Source organism: Paramicrobacterium agarici, from assembly GCF_002563955.1.
GTDB lineage: Bacteria > Actinomycetota > Actinomycetes > Actinomycetales > Microbacteriaceae > Paramicrobacterium > Paramicrobacterium agarici.
The window spans coordinates 578,869-597,566 of the sequence record NZ_PDJE01000001.1 but is presented as its reverse complement, the minus strand read 5'-3'; the positions used below and the strand labels follow the sequence as shown (position 1 = coordinate 597,566).

Sequence of the window (18,698 nt, the reverse complement as noted above, 5' to 3'; positions counted from 1 at the left end):
CACACGAGTCCGAACGGACGGTGAATAGACGACGGCGAGCCGCTAACCGACGGCGCGGCGCGCAGCGACGGCCGCTTCTGTTCGCGTGGAAACCCCGAGTTTGCGCAGAATCGCCGAAACGTGGACGCTGGCCGTCTTGGTGCTGATGAACAGCCGCTCACCGATCTGACGGTTGCTGAGGCCCTGCGCAATCAGATCGAGAACCTGGCTCTCACGCGCCGTCAGAATCGGCATACTCCCGACATCGGCCGGTGACCGCAGTCCCGCAGCGTCAGCATACTCTTCAAGCTCCGCCCGTAGTCCCGCATGCGCCAGCGCCGTCACCACCTCAAGAGCATGGGCAAGAGTGGATGCTGCGCGCGAACGCTCGCCCGAGGCGACAAGCGCCTTCGCGTACTGCATGTACACGAACGGACGGGTCAGGGCGGGCACGGTGGGGTCCTCAGCTGCGTCGGCCGCTGCCCGGAGAACGTCAACGCCCGACGCATCGGGCACGGCAACGAGCCCCGTGACGATGGCAGAAAGCGGTTCGGGCGTCACGGGGTCGGGGAGCGCACGCCATGCGTTGAGAACCGTAGCAGCGGCAGCATCCGCTTCACTCTCAGAGACCACGGTTCGCAAGCGCGCCACGATACCCGCCGCATCGAGCAGCCGGTTGCGACGGTGAACGACGTGACTGGCGCTTGCCGGATCGTCGAGGATCGTCGTAACCGTCTGCCACGCCGTCGTCCAGTCGCGATCGGCGAGCGCAAGTTCCACCCGCAGGGTGCCCGACGCCCACCACAGTTGCCGTTCGACGGTCGCTGTCACGTCGAATCCCGGAAGCCATTGCTCGGCAAGCCGCTTGGCCGTCGCGGTGTCACCCCGCCACAGCAGCGCCTGCACGCGCGTTCTCTGGGTGTAGGACTGCGGAACCGTGAGGCTCCCCAGCGAGAGCGTGCGGTCGATGATCCGCTCGGCTTCATCAATGTCGCCGAGGGCGAAGAGCGGATCGATCAGGTTGTGCAGCATGATGGCCCCCGAGCTGCGTTCAACGCCGAGCTCGATCGCGCGGGCAAGGCCCGCGCGCGCCACGTCGATCGCCTCCTGGTAGCGGCCGAGAAGATTGAGGAGGTCGGAGTAATTGACACTGAAGCGCAGGCGCGAACTCGAGTCGATGGCGTTCTCGCGCGCACGCTCGAGATCGGCGAGCGCCTCGTCGATGTCGCCGAGCTGAGCACGCGACATGCCGCGCAGATTCGCGGCGACTGACTGTTCGGACCGCTCGCCCGCCGCCATTGCCACGTCGTGGGCGGTAGCCGCGGTGACGATCGCCTCGTGAGCCTTTCCCGCGAGCATGTAGCGCGCCGCCAGCATGTTGAGCAGGTTGGCGCGCAGCTTCTCATCGTGAACGTGCGAGGGATGCTCGTCGTCGACGTCGCCCATGAGCGCAAGCGCGTCGATGAGCAGCTCGACGGCTCCCGGTCTTCCGATGTTCGCGAGGTACTGCGCTTTATCGCGCAGCAGCCGAACGAAGAGCGCTGGCTCAACGGGGGAGCGATCTGCTTCGTCGAGTGCGGCATTGACGACGGCGATCGCGCGTTCGCCCGACCCCGCATTTCTGTGCATCGACGCAACCGTCGAGAGCAGCCGCACTCGCGTTGTCCCCGTCAAGTCCTCCGCATCGGGCACACGCTCCCAGAGCTCGATTGCGAGCTCGCCCAGCTGAGAAGCGGTCGCGTAGGCGTAGGCCTTCTTCGCGCTCATCATCGCCGTCACGGCCGAGGCGAGCGCGCGCGGCGAATCACCGGCGGCGTTCCAATGGTGCGCAATCTCGTACTCGGCATCGATTTCAGGATGCTGCTCGAAGGCGCGCGCATATGCAAGGTGAACGCGGCCTCGCTCACCGGGCAGAAGCTCTCCTTGTGCGGCCTCACGCAGCAGCGAATGGCGAAAGCAGTAGGCGTCGCGATCGACCTCGAGAATGCTTGCCTGCACACCGGCGCGCACGGCGTCGTCGAGGTCGGCGTCACTCTCGTCAACCACGTCGCGCAGAATCACGTGCGGAAGCCAGCCGTTCGACGCCGAGAGCACGCGAACGATGCGCTGTGCGGTTGCGTCGAGCGCGTCGTAACGAGCGAGAAGAAGATCTCGAAGGGTGTCGGGCATGGCGCCTTCAGTGCAGCTCGACAGCTCTTCGACAAAGAACGGCACGCCCTCGGTTCGATCGAAGACGCGGTCAAGGGCGTCGTCATCGAGCGGGCTCCGGCGAAACGTCTCGGCAAGATCACGCACCTGCTGACGATCGAGCCGCGTCAGCTCGATCCGCTCCATGAGCCGAGCGCGCTCGCTTTCGGCGAGAAAGGTGTGCACGGCGGAACCACGACCCACGTCTTCGCTGCGCACGCTCACGACGATCAGCACGCGCACATTCGTGATGGCCCGCATGAGAAAACGCAGCATCGTCAGCGTCGAGTCGTCTGCCCAGTGCAGGTCTTCGATCATGACGACAAGCGGCGCCTGCTGCGCGTATGCCTCAATGAGCACCGCGATCACGTCGTGCAGACGGCTCGCGCTCACCTCGCTCCAGTCGAGCGGGCCGTCGCCGAGTTCAGGAAGCAGAAGCAGCAGAGCATCGCGCCCGGGGCCGGCGACCTCGCGCGCGGCTTCGGCGCCCATGTCGGCGACGATCGTGCGCAGAATGCTGACGATCGGCGCGTACGGAACCGGCGTCGCGCCATAGTCGATGCACTGGCCCACGGCGACGTTCGCACGCGTGCGCGCGTGCTCCTGAAACTCGCGCAGAAGCCGCGTCTTGCCGATGCCCGCTTCGCCCGCGACAAGCGCGACGTGAGGCGACCCGGCGAGGCTGCGCGCGAAAATGTCGCTCAACGCCGACAGCTCGGCGTCGCGCCCCACCATTGAGGCTCGCACGGGCGTTCCGATCATGCACCAATCGTGCCACGAAGCACCGACATCGACGGGCGGAACCTCAGGCGACAGCATCCACCCTCGTGTTATTCGGTTCCGACTGGCCTGCGGGCAGCGCCGGTGCGGCAGAAGTTCTCGTCTCGACACTGTCGAGCGCAATTCCACCGCCCCTGCGACGCTCCCGACGCGCCGTGGCAACACCCCTCAGCCAGGTTACGAGGCGCGCGAACGCGGGTGTCCTCAGCGAAACCTGACCCGGGCTGAACTCAGCGGCGCGACGATAGGCGGCAGCGTTCTCGAGCGCGCGTTCATGCTGACGATATTCAATGTCGTAGTACAGCTCTGGTGATGCGTACATGATGTCCACTCTCGGTATCTCGGTCAATACCCCCAGAGTGGAAGCTAAGGTAGCCCTCGTTCATCGGGCAGGTGCCTTATCTTTGGCGATCGGGCTTCTGAGGTAGCGCAAACGAGAGGATGCCGTCGTCGACGAACTCGCGCACGCGCGGAAGCAGCTGCGCCCTCAGCGCTCGCTCGTCGACCTCGAGAAGCTGAGCGAGCGCTGCTGTGATCGCGCCGACCGACAGGTCGCCGTCGCATGCGCCGACGAGCGCGGCAAGAGCGGTATCGACGGGGATGCTGCGGCCGAAGCCGCCGCCCTGACGCACGATGATCGCTGTGGGATCGTCGCTTCCGGGCCAGTGGTGCTGCTCCTGAGTGACATCTCCTGCGACGACGAGCGTCGAAGCGGCGAGGTCGTCATCGCTCAACCTGGCTTGCGCATCATGCGCGGCGACGCACGCTGCGATGTGCACGCCGAGTCCCGCTTCGTTCTGCCCCGGCGCGGACAGTAACCGCTCATGGCGGTTCCACACGGGGCCCGACGACGCGTCTCGTCGCCTCAGAAAGACATAGCCGAAGCCCACCTGACGCACTCCGCGCTCGGCAAAGTCGTCAAGCCACGCCCCGTAGAGTGCATTGAACTTCTCCGTCCCTTCGCGCGTGCCGCCGTCGCGAATCCACGTCTCGGCGTACTCCTCGGGAGACTGCACCTCACGCTCGATGACCCACGAATCGAGGGCGTCTGCGGCGTTGTCGTGCAGCCAGCGCGCAACGCGATCACTGCCTGTTTCGCCGGCGCGATACTCCCAGTTCGCCAGCATCTGCACGGTGCCGCCTGGTACCAAGTGGTCGGCGCTGCCGACGATCACGGTGCGCACGATCTCATCGCCCACGAGCCCGCCGTCGCGGTACTCATACGCCGGCACACCCGGCCGCCGCGGTGTGATGACGAACGGCGGATTGCTCACGATCCGATCGAACCGTTCACCCGCGACCGGTTCATACAGACTGCCGTGCCGAAACTCGATGTTGGTCACCGCATTGAGGTCGGCGTTCAGCCGGGCCGTGGTCAGCGCCGCATCCGAGATGTCCGTGGCGACCACGTGCTTTGCGTGCCGAGCGGCGTGCAGCGCCTGAATGCCGCAACCGGTGCCCAGGTCAAGCACCCGATCGACTCTCGCCTGCAGCATGAGGCCCGCGAGCGTCATCGATGCCCCGCCAACGCCGAGCACGTGGTCTTCGTCGAGCGGACCAGGGCGACTGAGCTCGCCGAGGTCAGACACGATCCACCAGCTGCCCGCACCGTCTGCGTCGACAAAACTGTACGGCCGCAGATCTTTGAGGGGACGGATGCTGTCGCCCGCTGCGCTCATGAGACCAAGCTCGGCAGCGCCGTCGATACCCAGCGTCGGCAGCGCGCGCTCAACCTGCTCGCGGGGTACGTCGAGACCGAGCACGAACAGCCGCGCGAGCGTCGACGCGGGCGTCACGGCCTGCTCATCGAGGCGGCGAATCGCCGGCACGCGCTGATTGCGGTGCAGCGCCCGCTCGGCGTCGTCTCCCCACAGGGCCGTGAGCGTCGAGACCGAGAAGGCTGCGGCCGTCAGATCGGCCCTGAGCTTCTGCGGGAGCGCGGGCTGCGCGTCACGCGCTGGCAGCGGAGCGATCGGTGGAGTCACTCGCATATTCTCTCAGCACGCTGTCGCGGCAGCATCCGCTCCGTGAAACGGGCTGCACCGGTTACGACGGCAGGTTGTGTTCGAGGTAATCGTCGGGGGCCAGCCACCGCACGCCGTTGCTGTGGCTGATCAGCTGCGCGCGCACGCGAATGCCGCGGCGTCGAGCCGCCTCCGCGAGCGATCTGGCCCACACTCGGTCGGGCATGGCGACGGTCGGTCCGGTCGGGCGCTCCCAGACCAGAATCACCTGCGCGGCGCCGAGCTCGTCCATGATCGCGCCCATTCCCTCGGCACTGTGCTGCGTCGCCGCATCGTCGGGCACGAGCGGCGCGCCGTCGACGGGGACTATGTGGGGCAGCTGTACGTCGTTCTCGTCGAGAAACAACATCCACCATTGCCGCTTGATGGCCTTTCCCACGAGGTCGCTCACTCGCATCTCAATCTGCTCATCGCTCACGAGCGGCGCGTGAGCTGCTTCTTCTGCGCTGATAGTCATACGCCGATGGTGCCCGGTTGCTGTCGCGACACGACGCCCATATCGCCGATCTGTGGATACACCCGACGTTCTCCACAGCTCTCGGTGCGACCACCGCGCTGTCATACGCGTCTGATTGTCTAGGTGTGTGATTGACACAACCCGAATCGCCGCACTCGAGAAGCTGCGCACCCTTGTCGGACGAGACGACGCAGAGTTTCACGACGGACAGTTCGAGGCGATCTCAGCGCTCGTCGACGATCGTGAGCGCACCCTCGTCGTACAGCGCACCGGGTGGGGCAAGTCCGCCGTCTACTTCGTCGCCACGCTGCTTCTGCGCCAGGCCGGTGCGGGACCGACGCTCCTGGTCTCGCCGCTACTCGCTCTCATGCGCGACCAGATCGCTGCCGCTGCGCGGGCCGGCGTGCGGGCAGCATCCATCAGCTCTGCCAACGCGCACGAGTGGGCAGACGTGGTCGATGCCCTGGGGCGCGACGAGATCGACGTGCTGCTCGTGTCACCCGAGCGCTTGAACAACCCCTCGTTCCGCGACGAGCAGCTGCCGCAGCTTGTCGACCGCACGGGTTTGCTCGTCGTTGACGAGGCGCACTGCATCTCCGACTGGGGCCACGATTTTCGTCCCGACTACCGCCGTTTGCGCGACCTCGTCTCGCGCATGCCGGCCGGCGTTCCGGTTCTCGCGACCACCGCGACGGCGAACAAGCGCGTCGCCGACGACGTCGAAGAGCAGCTGAGCGCCGGAGGGCAAGCGGTGACGACCATCAGGGGTCCGCTTGCGCGACGATCGTTACGCCTCGGCGTGCTCCAGCTTGCCGACAGCGCCGCGAGACTCGCGTGGCTGCTCAGTCACCTCGCAGATCTGCCGGGGAGCGGCATCGTCTACGCCCTCACGGTCTCCGCCGCCGAAGACACCGCCCGGCTTCTGCGCGACGCGGGGCACAACGTGCTCGCCTACACGGGGCGCACCGACCCGGGCGACCGAGAGCGGGCCGAAGAGGCGCTCAAGGCGAACGACGTCAAGGCACTCGTCGCCACGAGCGCTCTCGGCATGGGCTTCGACAAGCCCGATCTTGGCTTCGTCGTGCACCTCGGCGCGCCGTCTTCCCCGGTCTCCTACTATCAGCAGGTGGGGCGTGCGGGGCGTGCGACCGAGCACGCAGATGTTCTGCTGCTGCCCGGTGAAGAAGATCGCGCGATCTGGCGCTACTTCGCGACAGCATCCATGCCCGATGAGCAGGCCGCGCACGGTGTTCTCGCCGCACTCGCCGAGTCGGATCGGCCGCTCTCGACCCCGGCGCTCGAGTCGCGCGTCGACCTCAAGCGCAGCACTCTCGAACTGCTGCTCAAGGTGCTCGACGTCGACGGCGCTGTGCAGCGGGTTCAGGGCGGCTGGGTCACGACGGGCGTGCCGTGGCAGCACGACAGCGAGCGCTATGAACGCATTGCCGCCGAGCGCGTTGCCGAGCAGAACGCCATGATTCGCTATGAGAGCGGCGACGAGTGCCGCATGGCGTTTCTGCAGCGTCAGCTCGACGATGACACAGCAGAGGACTGCGGCCGCTGCGACGTCTGCGCAGGACGGTGGTATCCGGTCGACGCCGACGAGGGCTCGAGGGATGCTGCGACGCAGAGCCTCGCGCGCGTCGGCGTGCCGATCGAGCCGCGCGCGCAATGGCCGACAGGATCAGACCGTGTCGGGCTTGCCGTCAAGGGGCGCATCTCACCAGAGCGACGACTCGAGCCCGGTCGAGCACTTGCGCGGCTCACCGACCTGGGATGGGGAGGCCGCTTGCGCGAGATCTTCGCTCCGAACGCAGCCGACGCACCCGTCGGCTCCGATGTTCTCGATGCGTGCGTGCGCGTTCTCGCCGACTGGGACTGGGAGCAGCGTCCGGCCGCGATCGTGTCGGTCCCATCGCACACCCGCCCGCAGCTTGTCGGCTCGCTCGCGGCTGGACTCTCGTCGATCGGCCGACTGCCATATCTCGGCGCACTCGATGGCGAGGCGACCGCGCCTGCGACGGGAACCATGAACAGCGTCTTTCGCCTCTCGTCGGTGTGGGGCCGCTTTCGCATCGGCGCCGATCTGGCACATGGGCTCGCCGCCCACGCGGGCGCGCCGATTCTGCTCGTCGACGACCGCGCCGACAGCAGATGGACTCTCACGGTCGCCGGTCAGGCGCTGCTCAACGCCGGCGCCGGCTCGGTACTCCCGTTCACGCTAGCGCTGCAGGCGTGAGCCCGTGGTCCGGGGCCGCACAGCAGAGCCGCGCCCGCGTCAGTGGGTCTCGGCCTTGCGCGCGCAGTCGATGCACAGCGTCGTATAGGGCCGCGCCTCGAGCCGGGGCCGTCCGATCGCGGTGCCGCACGACGCGCACATGCCGAACTCGTGATTCGAGATGCGCTCGAGAGCGGCGTCGAGTTCGCGCAGCTCCGTCACGCCCTCGGCCTGCAAACCGGTGAGCTTCGACCACTCATCCGACATCGTCGGGCCCTCGGGGTCGTGCTCGTCGTCGTTCGTCCCCTCGCTGAGCGATTCGCGTACCTGGCCGAGCGCCTCGTCGTTGGCGTGCATCAGGTGCAGCAGTTCTTCTCTGCGGCGCTGCAGAACAGTGGCGAAGTGCTCGAGTGTGCTGTCGCTCAGTCGTGAAGTGGCCATAGACCATCGTGACATATGGTTGCGCCGAACGCGGGTATTTCCGAGGGCAGCGCATGACGCCGCGCCGAAGACGTACCCTGGATGGGCACGTCGGAACCGGTGAAAGAGAGCAGAGATGAGCGACTCCCTCGCCCGCCTGCGAGCCGACGCGCGTCTTGAGCTCGACGTTCTCATCGAACATCGTTCGCGCGACGGCGAAGATCCGTGGGAGTTTCTGCAGTTCCTCCCGACCGTCGACCAGCTCGTCGTCACCGCTCTGCGAGACGAAGAGCTCGACCGGCTCGGCAAGACCGCCGAGTTTCTGCTTGCCCGGCTCGGGCAGAAGACAGGGCGATCGGATGCTGCGCGGCTGCGCTCCGAAGCAGATCGTCTCGAGTACGGCATCCTTCGCGATATTGCGCACCGTCATCCAGAGCTCACACGAGCGGTCTGGACCCTCGCGGGCGACCTCGACCATGCGCAGATCTCTCCAGCCGAACCCGCGAGCCGCCGCTCAGAGGAGTAGGGCGCTCCGATCGCGCTCAGGGAAGCTGAGTCTCGCGCAACGTAGAATCGGCTGAGCCCTCGCCCGTCGCGGTGGCTCGCCAACACTATGACTCTTCCTACGACCCTTGCGCGCGCGGCCGTCATCACGGCCGTCGGTTTGTCGTCGCTGGCCCTCACGCCGTCGTCGGCCGCCGAGGGGACCGCTCGCTCGGCCGTGCAGGCCGACGGCGGCGTCGTGCTCACCGTCGAGCTGCTCGACACTCCGCTGGTCCCCGACGGCGAAATGCGGGCGAGCGTCACGGTGACGAACTCGACCGACGACGCCCTCGCATCTGGCCACGTCGTGCTCTCGGCCGGCGACGAGCCATTCAGCTCGCGCAACGAGCTCGCGACGTTTCTCGATGTTTCGGCGGCTGACACGGAGTCGTCGGTCACGCTCGACACCCTGGATGTTCCGGCCATCGACCCGAGCTCCACGTGGACCAGCACACCCGTCACCGTGACGAGCGATGATCTCGATCTGCCCGAGACGTTCGGCGCATATGCGTTCTCGGGCACATACGTCGCGGGCAGCGCGACAGCGCAGTCCCGCGATGCGTTCGCCTTTCAGGCAGGAGAGACTCCCGATCCCGTCACGGTCGCCATTGCCGTTCCCATCACGCTCCCGCCCACGGCCGAGAGCCTCGTCAGCGCTGAGGATCTCGCGGCATACACGTCCGAAGAGGGCTCCCTCACGCAGCAGCTGAACGGTGTGCTCGCCCACGACGTGGCGATCGCGATCGACCCGCGAATCATCGCATCCGTTCGCGCGCTCGGCTCAGCGGCGCCCGAAAGCGCGGTCGAGTGGCTCCGCACGCTCGAGACCTCGGGACACAACATATTCCCGCTTCAGTATGCTGATGCCGATCCGACCGCCCAGCTGCAGTCGGGGGCGTCCGCGCTTCAGCAGCCCTCATCGCTCATGTTCGGCATCGATCCGAACAACTTCACGCCGGTGCCCGACGACGAGCCCGATCAGCCGACCACGCCGACCGGCACAGAAACACCGAGTCCGAACGGTGCCGCCGTGACGCCTACTCCGACACCGCCCGTCGACCCCGACGGCATCCCCTCGCTCGACACTCTTCTCGAGTTTCCCTACACCTTCCCCTCCGCCGTCTGGCCCGACGACGACACCGTGACCAAGGCCGACCTCTCCGGCTTTGAGAACGCGAAGCTCGGACCCGTGATCCTCTCGTCGTCGAACACGTCAGCAGGTGCGCACTCGACCGTCGACGCAAAGGTGTCGCTTGGCGACACGACAGCGTTCATCGCCGACTCTGCGGCATCCGATGACTTGAGGCGCGCGGCGACCGCGGCGAGCGATACGGGTCAGAGCGACGCGCTTGCCGCTCTCGAAGCGAAGCTCGCGGTCATCGCGGGGGAGTCCGGCGCTGGAGAGCGCAGCATCCTTCTCACCATGGATCGCACCTGGCCGACGAACGCCGAGCGCATGTCGGCCGTGCTGTCGACGCTGGAATCCACGCCCGGCGTCGCAATGACCGATCTCGAATCGATTGAGCTCGCCGAGAACGGCGGCCTCGAGCTCGTCGACAAGCCGCAGTCCGAGGAGCGCATCTCGGCATTCACGCGCATCGCGTCCTTTGACGACGACATCGCCGCGTTCTCCACGGCACTTTCCGATCCGAGCCTCCTGATCGGCCGTCACGACGCGGCCAAGCTCACGGCATACTCCATCGGATGGCGCTCCGACCTCGACGGGTGGTCCGACGCGGTCGCCGAGTTCGAGCAGAGCACGAACGACGTCCTCAATTCTGTGACGATCGTGCAGTCGAGTCCGATTCTGATGATCGCCGATCAGATCTCGATCAAGATCTCCGTGCGCAACAGCCTCGACCTGCCCGTTCACGTGATCATGAGGGCGTCGCCCGACAATCCGAGGCTCGCTGTCGAATCGTCAGAGCTCACCGAGATTCCCGCAGAGACCCAGCAGGCCATCTCCATTCCCGTGACGGCTCGGCTCGGCAACGGCGACGTCAACCTCCGGCTCAATCTGTACACGGCCGAGGGCGTCTCGCTCACCGAGAGCTCGACGGTCCCCGTCACGGTACGAGCGGACTGGGAGCGCATCGGCACGATCATTCTGATTGCCGGGGTCAGCCTGCTGTTCATCTTCGGCGTCATCCGCACGGTTCTGCGACGTCGCCGGGAGCATGCGGCCGCCGACACGCAGGACAGCGCGTCGGACGGCGATGAGCAGGCAGCAGATGACGCATCTCGTCCCGAGGCGCCGGCTCCGGACGAGCCACCGACGGAGCGCGAAAGTGACTGACGCCGAGAACGACGGCCGCGAGTCCATCGGCCGTGCGAGCATCTTCCTGGCCTCAGGAACTGTGGTGTCACGCCTCCTGGGCTTCGCCAAGGCCGTGCTGCTCGCCATGGCGATCGGAAGCGTTGGCAGCGCTGGCGCCGACGCGTTCGGTGTCGCAAACCAGCTTCCCAATCAGATCTACTCGATCGTCGCGGGCGGCGTACTGAGCGCCGTTCTGGTGCCGACGATCGTGCGAGCCATCGTGGGAGAAGACCGCGGGCGCGCGTACATTAACAAGCTGCTCACGGTCGCCCTCGTCATCCTGATCGCCGTGACGCTCGTCGTTACTCTCGCTGCCCCGTTCATTGTGAACCTCTACCTCAGCAGCGGCGATATCGACCCGGATGCACGCGCCCTCGCCACCGCATTCGCGTACTGGTGCCTTCCGCAAGTGCTGTTCTACGGGCTCTACTCGCTGCTTGGCGAGATCCTCAACGCCCACAAGCTGTTCGGTCCATTCACGTGGGCACCAGCGGTCAACAACGTGATTGCGATGGCGGGACTCATCGCCTTCATGGTGATCTTCAGGGCGGATGCTGCGGGAACGCGTCTCGTCACAGAGTGGACCGACGGCATGATCCTGGTTCTCGCGGGATCCGCGACAGCGGGCATCGTCGCTCAGGCCCTCATCTTGTTCTTGTTCTGGCGCCGCATCGGGCTCTCATATCGGCCGGACTTCCACTGGCGCGGTATCGGCCTCCGAGCGACGGGCAAGCTCGCAGGGTGGACGTTCGGCTCTCTTCTGCTGACGCAACTGGGTGGTCTCATTCAGACGAATGTGGCGATGCTTGCGTCCGGCCATGGCGCGTCGACGGCCACGCTGCAGAGCTCGTGGCTCATCATCATGCTCCCGCACTCGGTCATTGCGGTCTCTGTCGCCACCGCGTACTTCACGCGAATGGCCGAACACGTGAACGCGGGCCTCATCGAGACCATGAAAGAAGATGTCGCTCGGGCCGCCAGGCAGATCACCCTGCTGATCGTGCTCGCGGGCGCCGTCATCGCGGTCGTCGCACTGCCGTTCTCGAGCCTCTTCACCGGAACTCTGCCGCAGGCAGGCCAGATGTCGATCGTTATTCTGGCGTATCTCGGAGACCTTCTCCCCTTCACACTTCTCTTCGTCGTGCAACGCACGTTCTACGCTCTCGGAGACACGCGAACGCCGTTCCTCTCCACCGTGGTGCAGTCATCGCTGTTCATCGCGCTCGCGCTGTCGTGCTCTCTGCTGCCGCGCGAGTGGATCGGCGTCGGTCTCGCTGTTTCGATCTCCGTCGCCGGTACGGCACAGCTCGTCGTCGGCTACCTCTTCCTTCGTCGCAAGATCGGCGGTCTCGGTGCCCGGCCTGTCCTGCTCGCGATCTTGCGGTTCATTCTCGCGGCGCTGCCGGCCGCCGGCGTCGGCTGGCTCATCACGTGGGCTCTCGGCGCCACCGTCGAGGGCGGCTTCGCTGTCGGCTCCGCGCTCGGTGCTATCGCGACGATGGCGATCGTGGCCACTGCGATGGCCGTCGTCTATTTCGGCATCCTGATCGCTCTGCGCACTCCTGATCTCAGGGGTGCGCTCGCTCCGCTCAAGCGTCGCCTCGGTCGATAGCGTCTCTCGCCGCATCCGTAACCGTGCTACGTGGTTACACGGGATGCTGAGAGGGGCAGAACGCTCGACGTCAACCCAGATTCACCTGGAATAGTTGCTGACTACACTGTGTTCTATTCGACAGAACGTCAACGTCAGGAGACTTGGTGCACAACGTCATCATCATTGGATCCGGCCCCGCCGGCTATACGGCGGCGATCTACGCAGCGCGGGCAGAGCTCGAGCCGATCGTCATCGCCAGTTCTGTCGAAGCAGGCGGCGAGCTCATGAACACGACAGACGTTGAGAACTTCCCCGGTTTTCCCGAGGGCATTCTCGGACCGGAACTCATGACCAAGATGCAGGCTCAGGCCGAGCGCTTCGGCGCACAGGTCGTCTACGACGACGTCGACTCCGTTCAGCTCGACGGCCCCGTCAAGACTGTCAAGACCATGCTTGGCGACACCTACGAAGCGCGTTCCGTCATCGTTGCGACCGGCTCGGCCTACCGCAAGATCGGGCTTGACGACGAAGAGCGCCTCTCTGGCCGCGGAGTCAGCTGGTGCGCCACGTGCGATGGTTTCTTCTTCAAAGGCAAGACCATCGCCGTCGTCGGCGGGGGAGACTCCGCCATGGAAGAGGCGACGTTCCTCACGCGCTTCGCAGAGAAGGTCTACATCGTCCACCGCCGCGACAGCCTTCGCGCCTCCAAGATCATGCAGGAGCGTGCGCTCAGCAACCCCAAGATCGAGTTCGTCTGGAACAACGAGGTGGTGGGAATCAGCGGAGAGGATGCTGTCACAGGCCTGACCCTGCGCAACACGGTCGACGGCGCTGAGTCTCACCTCGATGTTCAGGGTCTCTTCGTCGCGATCGGAAACGATCCCCGCACCCACCTCGTGCACGGCCAGCTCGACCTTACCGACGAAGGAACGATCGCCGTTGACGGACGGTCCTCCAAGACAAACCTCGCCGGTGTTTTCGCCGCGGGTGACGTCATCGACCCCACCTACCGCCAGGCAGCGACCGCGGCGGGCAGCGGAACGGTCGCCGCCCTCGATGCCGAGCATTACCTCGCGTCTTTAGATGAAGCCGGTGAACCTGACACCGGTGTCGACCAACTTGCCGGTCACGTCGCCTGACGCCGACCGACAGCATCCGCTGTACCCAAGATGAAGGAGACACAATGACCGCTCGCGCAGTAACTGAGCAGACTTTCGAGGCCGAGGTCTTGAAGTCTGAGAAGCCCGTCCTCGTTGACTTCTGGGCGGAATGGTGCGGACCGTGTCGCATGGTTTCGCCGATTCTCGACGAGATCGCTACAGAGAACAGCGACAAGATCGACATCGTCAAGGTGAATGTCGACGAGAACCCCAACCTTGCCATGCAGTACCAGATCACCTCGATTCCCGCCATGAAGGTCTTCAGCGGGGGAGAGGTGGCGACGACTGTCATTGGCGCCAAGCCGAAGCCGGCCCTTGAGGCCGACCTCGCCGCCTACCTCGCGTAGCCGACGAGACCTTATCGACCCGTCCGGCTACGCCGGGCGGGTCGATTTTCGGTTAAGCGCGAGTGCAACGCGGCCCGTGGCCAGGGGCACCTGCGACTACCATGATCAGAGAGAAGAAACGGATTCACGTGACACAACAAGGCCGACCCAGCTCATCCGGAAACAACCTCGATCCCTGGTATTCCAGCTACGCCGCGCGCGCCGCCGGTCTTGCCGCGAGCGAAGTGCGGGCTCTGTTCGCTGTCGCCTCGCGCCCGGAGGTCGTGTCGCTTGCGGGGGGCATGCCCTACGTCTCTGCACTTCCCGAAGATCTCGTCACCGGTGCGATGGACCGCGTCATGCGTGAGCAGGGCCCGACAGCCCTGCAGTACGGATCGGGGCAGGGCGTCCCCGCCCTTCGTGAGCAGATCCTTGACGTCATGGCTCTCGAGGGCATTTCTGCCAGCGCCTCTGACATTGTCGTCACGACCGGAAGCCAGCACGCCCTCGAGCTGTTCAGCAAATTGTTCCTCGACCCCGGCGACGTCGTCATTTCAGAGGGACCGAGCTATGTCACGGCGATGGTCATCTTCAAGAGCTATCAGGCCGAGATCTCCCATGTTCCTATGGACGACGACGGTCTCGAGCCCGAGGCACTCAGGCAGCGCATTGCGGCACTCAAGGCCGAGGGAAAGCGCATCAAGTTCCTCTACACGATCCCCACGTTCCACAATCCGGCGGGAGTAACCCTCGCGGAGAGCCGGCGCGCGGAGATTCTCGAGATCGCGAAGCAGAACGACATTCTCGTGCTCGAAGACAACCCGTACGGCTTGCTCTACTTCGACAAGGAGCCCCCGAAGGCGCTGCGTTCTCTCGACGAAGACGGCGTCGTGTATCTCGGCACCTTCTCGAAGACGCTCGCCCCGGGGTTCCGCGTCGGCTGGGCTCTCGCACCGCATGCGATCCGCGAGAAGCTCATTCTGGCGAACGAGGCGGCCATCCTCTGCCCGTCTTCGTTCAGCCAGCTCGTCATCTCGGAGTACTTGGCCAGCGCGGATTGGAAGGGGCAGATCGAGACGTTCCGCGGCGTGTACCGCGAACGCAAGCAGACAATGATCGCCGCTCTCGAAGAGCATCTTCCGATGTGCACGTGGACCGATCCGAACGGCGGGTTCTACGTGTGGCTGACGCTGCCCGAGGGGCTTGATTCCAAGGCAATGCTTCCGCGCGCGGTGAAGGAGCTCGTCGCGTACACACCGGGAACAGCCTTCTACGGAGACGGGGGAGGCGCCCAGAACATGCGGCTCTCGTTCTGCTATCCGACGCCGGAGCAGATCCGCGTGGGAATCAGACGCCTGGCGAACGTCGTCAACGGCGAGCTCGACTTGCTGCAGACGTTCGGCGGCTCCGGCTCTCTCCCCGGCCGAGCATCATCATCGAACTACAATGCCCCTCCGCCCAACATGTCGTGAATCTCAGATTGGAAGAATACCTGATCATGACGGATAAATCTGCACTCGACATCGCTGTTCTCGCTGGTGGCATCTCCCACGAGCGCGACGTCTCTCTTCGTTCTGGCGCTCGACTGTCCGACGAGCTGCGTCGTGCGGGTCACCGGGTAACGGTACGTGAGCCGAATGCGACACTGTTCGAAGACTTCGCTGCATCCCCTCCCGACGTTGTGTGGCCCGCACTGCACGGCGCAAGCGGAGAGGACGGCGCGCTCCAGGCCCTGCTCCGTGGGCGAGGCATTCGCTACGTCGGCTCGCACTCCGAGGCAGCGGGTCTCGCGTGGTTCAAGCCGACGGCGAAAGTGCTCGTCGACCGCGCGGGTTTCGCAACGCCTAAGTGGCTCTCACTTCCACAGGAGACGTTCCGGGAGCTCGGTGCGGGAGGCGTGCTCGGGGAAGTGCTCGCCGGAATCGGCACACCAGCTGTGGTCAAGCCGGCGCAAGGTGGATCGGCCCAGGGCGTGACCATTGTCGACGACTCGAGCGTTCTGCCGCGCGCGATGGTCGATGCGTATACCTACTCCGACACCGCTCTCGTCGAGCAGAAGGTTGACGGGGTCGAGCTTGCCATCGCCGTCGTCGATATGGGCGACGGCCCCCAGGCATTGCCGGCTGTCGAGATCGAGCCGGTCTCTGGAGTGTACAGTTTTGAAGCGCGGTACAACGCGGGGGAGACCATGTTCTACGCTCCTGCGCGCGTTGACGACGACCTTGCCGCTCTCGCCACGTCGACGGCCGTCAACATCCACAAGCTTCTCGGTCTGCGACACATCTCGCGCATCGATGTGATCGTGGATGCTGAAGGGACGGTCTGGTTCCTCGAAGCGAACATGCTTCCCGGCCTCACCGAGACCTCCCTCGTCCCGCAGGCCATCGAGGCTGCGGGGCTCACACTGAGTGCGGTATACAGCACGCTCGTCCACAGGGCGATGACTGACTGAGAAGCAGCCTGCTCATCATACAAAACGGGCGGTGGATGTGATCCACCGCCCGTTTTCAATGCTCTCGCACCGGTTTCTGTGTCAGCCACTATACGGGTCTTCCCCGATCTCTTCCAGAATGCGGTTGAGGTCGCCGATCGTGGCGAAGTCAACGACGATCTGGCCCTTCTTCGAACCGAGAGTCACCTTGACGCGCGTATTGAGACGGTCACCGAGCCGTTCGCCGACCGAGTCGAGCTGACCGCGACGCGCCCCAGGTTTGGGCTTCGGGCGGCTGCTCGCCGTCATGCGCTTCGCCGCCTCTTCCGCCGCGCGCACGGAGAGGTCTTCGTTCACGATCTTCGCGGCGAGCCGTTCCATCAGGTCGGGCTCGCTTACCGAAAGGATCGTACGGGCGTGACCAGCACTGAGAACACCAGCCGCGACTTTTGACTGCACGGCCGTCGGCAGACGGAGAAGCCGGATCGTGTTGGTGATCTGTGGACGCGATCGTCCAATGCGATCGGCGAGCTGCTCCTGCGTGATCCCGAAGTCCTCGAGCAGCTGCTGATACGCCGAGGCTTCTTCGAGTGGATTGAGCTCTGACCGATGCAGGTTCTCGAGCAGTGCGTCCCGCAACATCGCGTCGTCGGACGTGTCCTTGATGACCGCGGGAATGCTGTCGAGTCCCGCTTCCTTGGCGGCACGCAAACGGCGCTCGCCCATGATCAGCTCGTAGACGCCCTTCTCGGCGTCGTGAGTCCGGACGACGATGGGTTGGAGCACACCGAACTCGCGGATGCTGTGCACGAGTTCAGCGAGGTCGTCCGGATCGAAGTTGCGTCGAGGCTGGTTGGCGTTGGGAATGATGTCGCTCGGGCTCAATCCCACCAGCTGCGCGCCGGGAACCGCCTTGAGGTCCGCCTGCTCGTTCGATTCTGCTTGAGCCGTCGACTCGACGTTGATGGAGCGAGCCGTGTCCGGAAAGAAGACGTCGACGGGGCGCTCCGTTGACGCACCCTCCGACTGCGTGGGGATCAGGGCGCCGATACCTCGACCCAGTCCTGTTCGCCGAGTTGCCATTAGTTGTCTTCCTTCTTCTGAGTCGCTTCGCGTCGCGCTATTTCTGCCGCCGCTTCAAGGTACGAGACGGCGCCGATGCCGCTGGGATCGTGGCTGATGACAGTCTGACCGAAGCTCGGTGCTTCCGAGATCCGCACCGCGCGCGGAATGACAGCGTCCAGCACTTCATCGGGGAAGTGCGCGCGCACGTCTTCAGCGACCTGATTCGCGAGATTGGTGCGTGAGTCGAACATCGTCAGAAGTATCGTCGACAGATGCAGCACCGGATTCAGGTGTTTCTGAATGAGGTGGATGCTGTTGAGAAGCTGACTCAGGCCCTCAAGCGCGTAGTACTCGCACTGGATGGGGATCAAGACCTCTGTCGCTGCAACGAATCCGTTTATTGTGAGAAGTCCAAGTGACGGCGGGCAGTCGATGAAGATGTAGTCCCAGGGCGAGCTATTCGCGTCGGCCCGCTTCACGAAGTCGTCGAGAGCGGTACGCAGCCGATGCTCGCGGGCCACCTGTGAGACCAGTTCGATCTCCGCGCCCGCAAGATGGATCGTTGACGGAACACAGTAGAGCGAATCAAACTCCGGGCTCTTCTGGATCACATCTTCCATGGGAAAGTCATCGATAAGCACGTCGTACACGCTTGGGACCTCCGACGTGTGGTCCACTCCGAGGGCGGTCGAAGCATTCCCCTGAGGATCAAGGTCGATGACCAGAACCTTGAGACCGTGCTTCGCGAAAGCGGCAGCAATATTGACGGTCGTGGTGGTCTTGCCCACTCCGCCCTTCTGATTCGAGATCGTAAAGATTCTCGTCGAGTCAGGGCGGCGCACGGAGACCTCCGAAATGGACTTTCGGCGCTTCGTCAACGCTGCCAGCTCACGGGCCAGGGGAGTGGACTCATCGAAGGAGACATCGGTCATGCGAGAGTCACCGCTTCATCCCATGTTTCACGTGAAACCTTCCGTCGAAACCGTACCTACCAACTGTACGCGTTCGGCGCTCACTGCGCATTCTCGTCTGCGAGGACCGCGGACGAGGAGCGCTACACGGGACGATGTTTCACGTGAAACATTCGGCTGCGTAAATTGCCGGGCACCCCTTGTGAGCGGCGATGCTCGGCGTCCGAGGCGCTATTGACAACACCGCCTCTCGCCGGCACAACGCTCAGAATCGCTCCTGTGCAAT

The 18,698-nt window shown here is 64.9% G+C and carries 15 protein-coding genes; 8 read left to right on the top strand and 7 right to left on the bottom strand.

Annotated elements, in window-relative coordinates; translation table 11 throughout:
- Positions 1-42: 42 nt before the first annotated feature.
- The 4 genes from ATJ78_RS16185 to ATJ78_RS03010 all read right to left on the bottom strand — a co-directional run bounded on the left by ATJ78_RS16185 (position 43) and on the right by ATJ78_RS03010 (position 5,427).
- Positions 43-2,928, bottom strand: a complete 2,886-nt coding sequence (locus ATJ78_RS16185) for an ATP-binding protein (protein ID WP_169923370.1) — start codon at positions 2,926-2,928, stop codon at positions 43-45.
- Between the two features lie 43 nt (positions 2,929-2,971).
- Positions 2,972-3,268: a hypothetical protein gene (locus ATJ78_RS03020; RefSeq protein ID WP_143741364.1), complete on the bottom strand. Its 297-nt coding sequence runs from the start codon at positions 3,266-3,268 to the stop codon at positions 2,972-2,974.
- A gap of 76 nt (positions 3,269-3,344) precedes the next feature.
- Positions 3,345-4,931 (bottom strand): DUF7059 domain-containing protein, encoded by a 1,587-nt coding sequence (locus ATJ78_RS03015; RefSeq protein ID WP_245836182.1) that lies wholly within the window; start codon positions 4,929-4,931, stop codon positions 3,345-3,347.
- Between the two features lie 61 nt (positions 4,932-4,992).
- On the bottom strand, positions 4,993-5,427 hold the full coding sequence (locus tag ATJ78_RS03010; protein ID WP_098406242.1) for a hypothetical protein: 435 nt from the start codon (positions 5,425-5,427) through the stop codon (positions 4,993-4,995).
- Between the two features lie 127 nt (positions 5,428-5,554).
- On the opposite strand from ATJ78_RS03010, the gene ATJ78_RS03005 reads away from it, so the two are divergent.
- Complete coding sequence (locus ATJ78_RS03005; RefSeq protein WP_245836181.1) at positions 5,555-7,666, top strand: RecQ family ATP-dependent DNA helicase; 2,112 nt, start codon at positions 5,555-5,557, stop codon at positions 7,664-7,666.
- A 39-nt stretch (positions 7,667-7,705) separates the two neighbouring features.
- On the opposite strand, the gene ATJ78_RS03000 is transcribed toward ATJ78_RS03005, so the two are convergent.
- On the bottom strand, positions 7,706-8,086 hold the full coding sequence (locus ATJ78_RS03000; protein WP_169923369.1) for a TraR/DksA family transcriptional regulator: 381 nt from the start codon (positions 8,084-8,086) through the stop codon (positions 7,706-7,708).
- Positions 8,087-8,201: 115 nt separating this feature from the next.
- Between ATJ78_RS03000 and ATJ78_RS02995 the strand changes: the two genes are divergently transcribed.
- The 7 genes from ATJ78_RS02995 to ATJ78_RS02965 all read left to right on the top strand — a co-directional run bounded on the left by ATJ78_RS02995 (position 8,202) and on the right by ATJ78_RS02965 (position 16,457).
- Positions 8,202-8,591 carry a hypothetical protein gene (locus ATJ78_RS02995; protein WP_098406241.1) on the top strand — a complete coding sequence of 130 codons (390 nt, stop codon included), beginning with the start codon at positions 8,202-8,204 and terminating at the stop codon, positions 8,589-8,591.
- 87 nt (positions 8,592-8,678) lie between these two features.
- Positions 8,679-10,904 carry a DUF6049 family protein gene (locus tag ATJ78_RS02990; RefSeq protein WP_098406240.1) on the top strand — a complete coding sequence of 742 codons (2,226 nt, stop codon included), beginning with the start codon at positions 8,679-8,681 and terminating at the stop codon, positions 10,902-10,904.
- A complete protein-coding gene (gene murJ / locus ATJ78_RS02985) occupies positions 10,897-12,537 on the top strand; it encodes a murein biosynthesis integral membrane protein MurJ (protein WP_245836180.1) in 1,641 nt (546 codons plus the stop codon). The genes ATJ78_RS02990 and murJ overlap by 8 nt, the downstream gene beginning before the upstream one ends.
- Positions 12,538-12,683: 146 nt before the next feature.
- A complete protein-coding gene (trxB, locus tag ATJ78_RS02980; RefSeq protein WP_098406238.1) occupies positions 12,684-13,658 on the top strand; it encodes a thioredoxin-disulfide reductase in 975 nt (324 codons plus the stop codon).
- Positions 13,659-13,702: 44 nt separating this feature from the next.
- Positions 13,703-14,026, top strand: a complete 324-nt coding sequence (gene trxA, locus ATJ78_RS02975) for a thioredoxin (RefSeq protein WP_098406237.1) — start codon at positions 13,703-13,705, stop codon at positions 14,024-14,026.
- 128 nt (positions 14,027-14,154) lie between these two features.
- Positions 14,155-15,477 (top strand): aminotransferase-like domain-containing protein, encoded by a 1,323-nt coding sequence (locus tag ATJ78_RS02970; protein WP_098409173.1) that lies wholly within the window; start codon positions 14,155-14,157, stop codon positions 15,475-15,477.
- Between the two features lie 26 nt (positions 15,478-15,503).
- Positions 15,504-16,457 carry a D-alanine--D-alanine ligase family protein gene (locus ATJ78_RS02965; protein ID WP_098409172.1) on the top strand — a complete coding sequence of 318 codons (954 nt, stop codon included), beginning with the start codon at positions 15,504-15,506 and terminating at the stop codon, positions 16,455-16,457.
- Between the two features lie 81 nt (positions 16,458-16,538).
- Here ATJ78_RS02965 and ATJ78_RS02960 read toward each other — a convergent pair whose 3' ends face one another.
- Positions 16,539-17,519, bottom strand: coding sequence for a ParB/RepB/Spo0J family partition protein (locus ATJ78_RS02960; RefSeq protein ID WP_098406236.1), 981 nt, complete (start codon positions 17,517-17,519; stop codon positions 16,539-16,541).
- Positions 17,519-18,433 carry a ParA family protein gene (locus ATJ78_RS02955; RefSeq protein ID WP_098406235.1) on the bottom strand — a complete coding sequence of 305 codons (915 nt, stop codon included), beginning with the start codon at positions 18,431-18,433 and terminating at the stop codon, positions 17,519-17,521. The genes ATJ78_RS02960 and ATJ78_RS02955 overlap by 1 nt, the downstream gene beginning before the upstream one ends.
- Positions 18,434-18,698 lie beyond the last annotated feature (265 nt).

Excerpts from the sequence above, each read along its gene's own strand:
- ATJ78_RS16185 (WP_169923370.1), bottom strand. The coding sequence starts at position 2,928 with ATGATCGGAACGCCCGTGCGAGCCTCAATGGTGGGGCGCGACGCCGAG.
- ATJ78_RS03020 (WP_143741364.1), bottom strand. The coding sequence starts at position 3,268 with ATGTACGCATCACCAGAGCTGTACTACGACATTGAATATCGTCAGCAT.
- ATJ78_RS03010 (WP_098406242.1), bottom strand. The coding sequence starts at position 5,427 with ATGACTATCAGCGCAGAAGAAGCAGCTCACGCGCCGCTCGTGAGCGAT.
- ATJ78_RS03000 (WP_169923369.1), bottom strand. The coding sequence starts at position 8,086 with ATGGCCACTTCACGACTGAGCGACAGCACACTCGAGCACTTCGCCACT.
- ATJ78_RS02995 (WP_098406241.1), top strand. The coding sequence starts at position 8,202 with ATGAGCGACTCCCTCGCCCGCCTGCGAGCCGACGCGCGTCTTGAGCTC.
- ATJ78_RS02990 (WP_098406240.1), top strand. The coding sequence starts at position 8,679 with ATGACTCTTCCTACGACCCTTGCGCGCGCGGCCGTCATCACGGCCGTC.
- trxA (WP_098406237.1), top strand. The coding sequence starts at position 13,703 with ATGACCGCTCGCGCAGTAACTGAGCAGACTTTCGAGGCCGAGGTCTTG.
- ATJ78_RS02965 (WP_098409172.1), top strand. The coding sequence starts at position 15,504 with ATGACGGATAAATCTGCACTCGACATCGCTGTTCTCGCTGGTGGCATC.
- ATJ78_RS02960 (WP_098406236.1), bottom strand. The coding sequence starts at position 17,519 with ATGGCAACTCGGCGAACAGGACTGGGTCGAGGTATCGGCGCCCTGATC.
- ATJ78_RS02955 (WP_098406235.1), bottom strand. The coding sequence starts at position 18,433 with ATGACCGATGTCTCCTTCGATGAGTCCACTCCCCTGGCCCGTGAGCTG.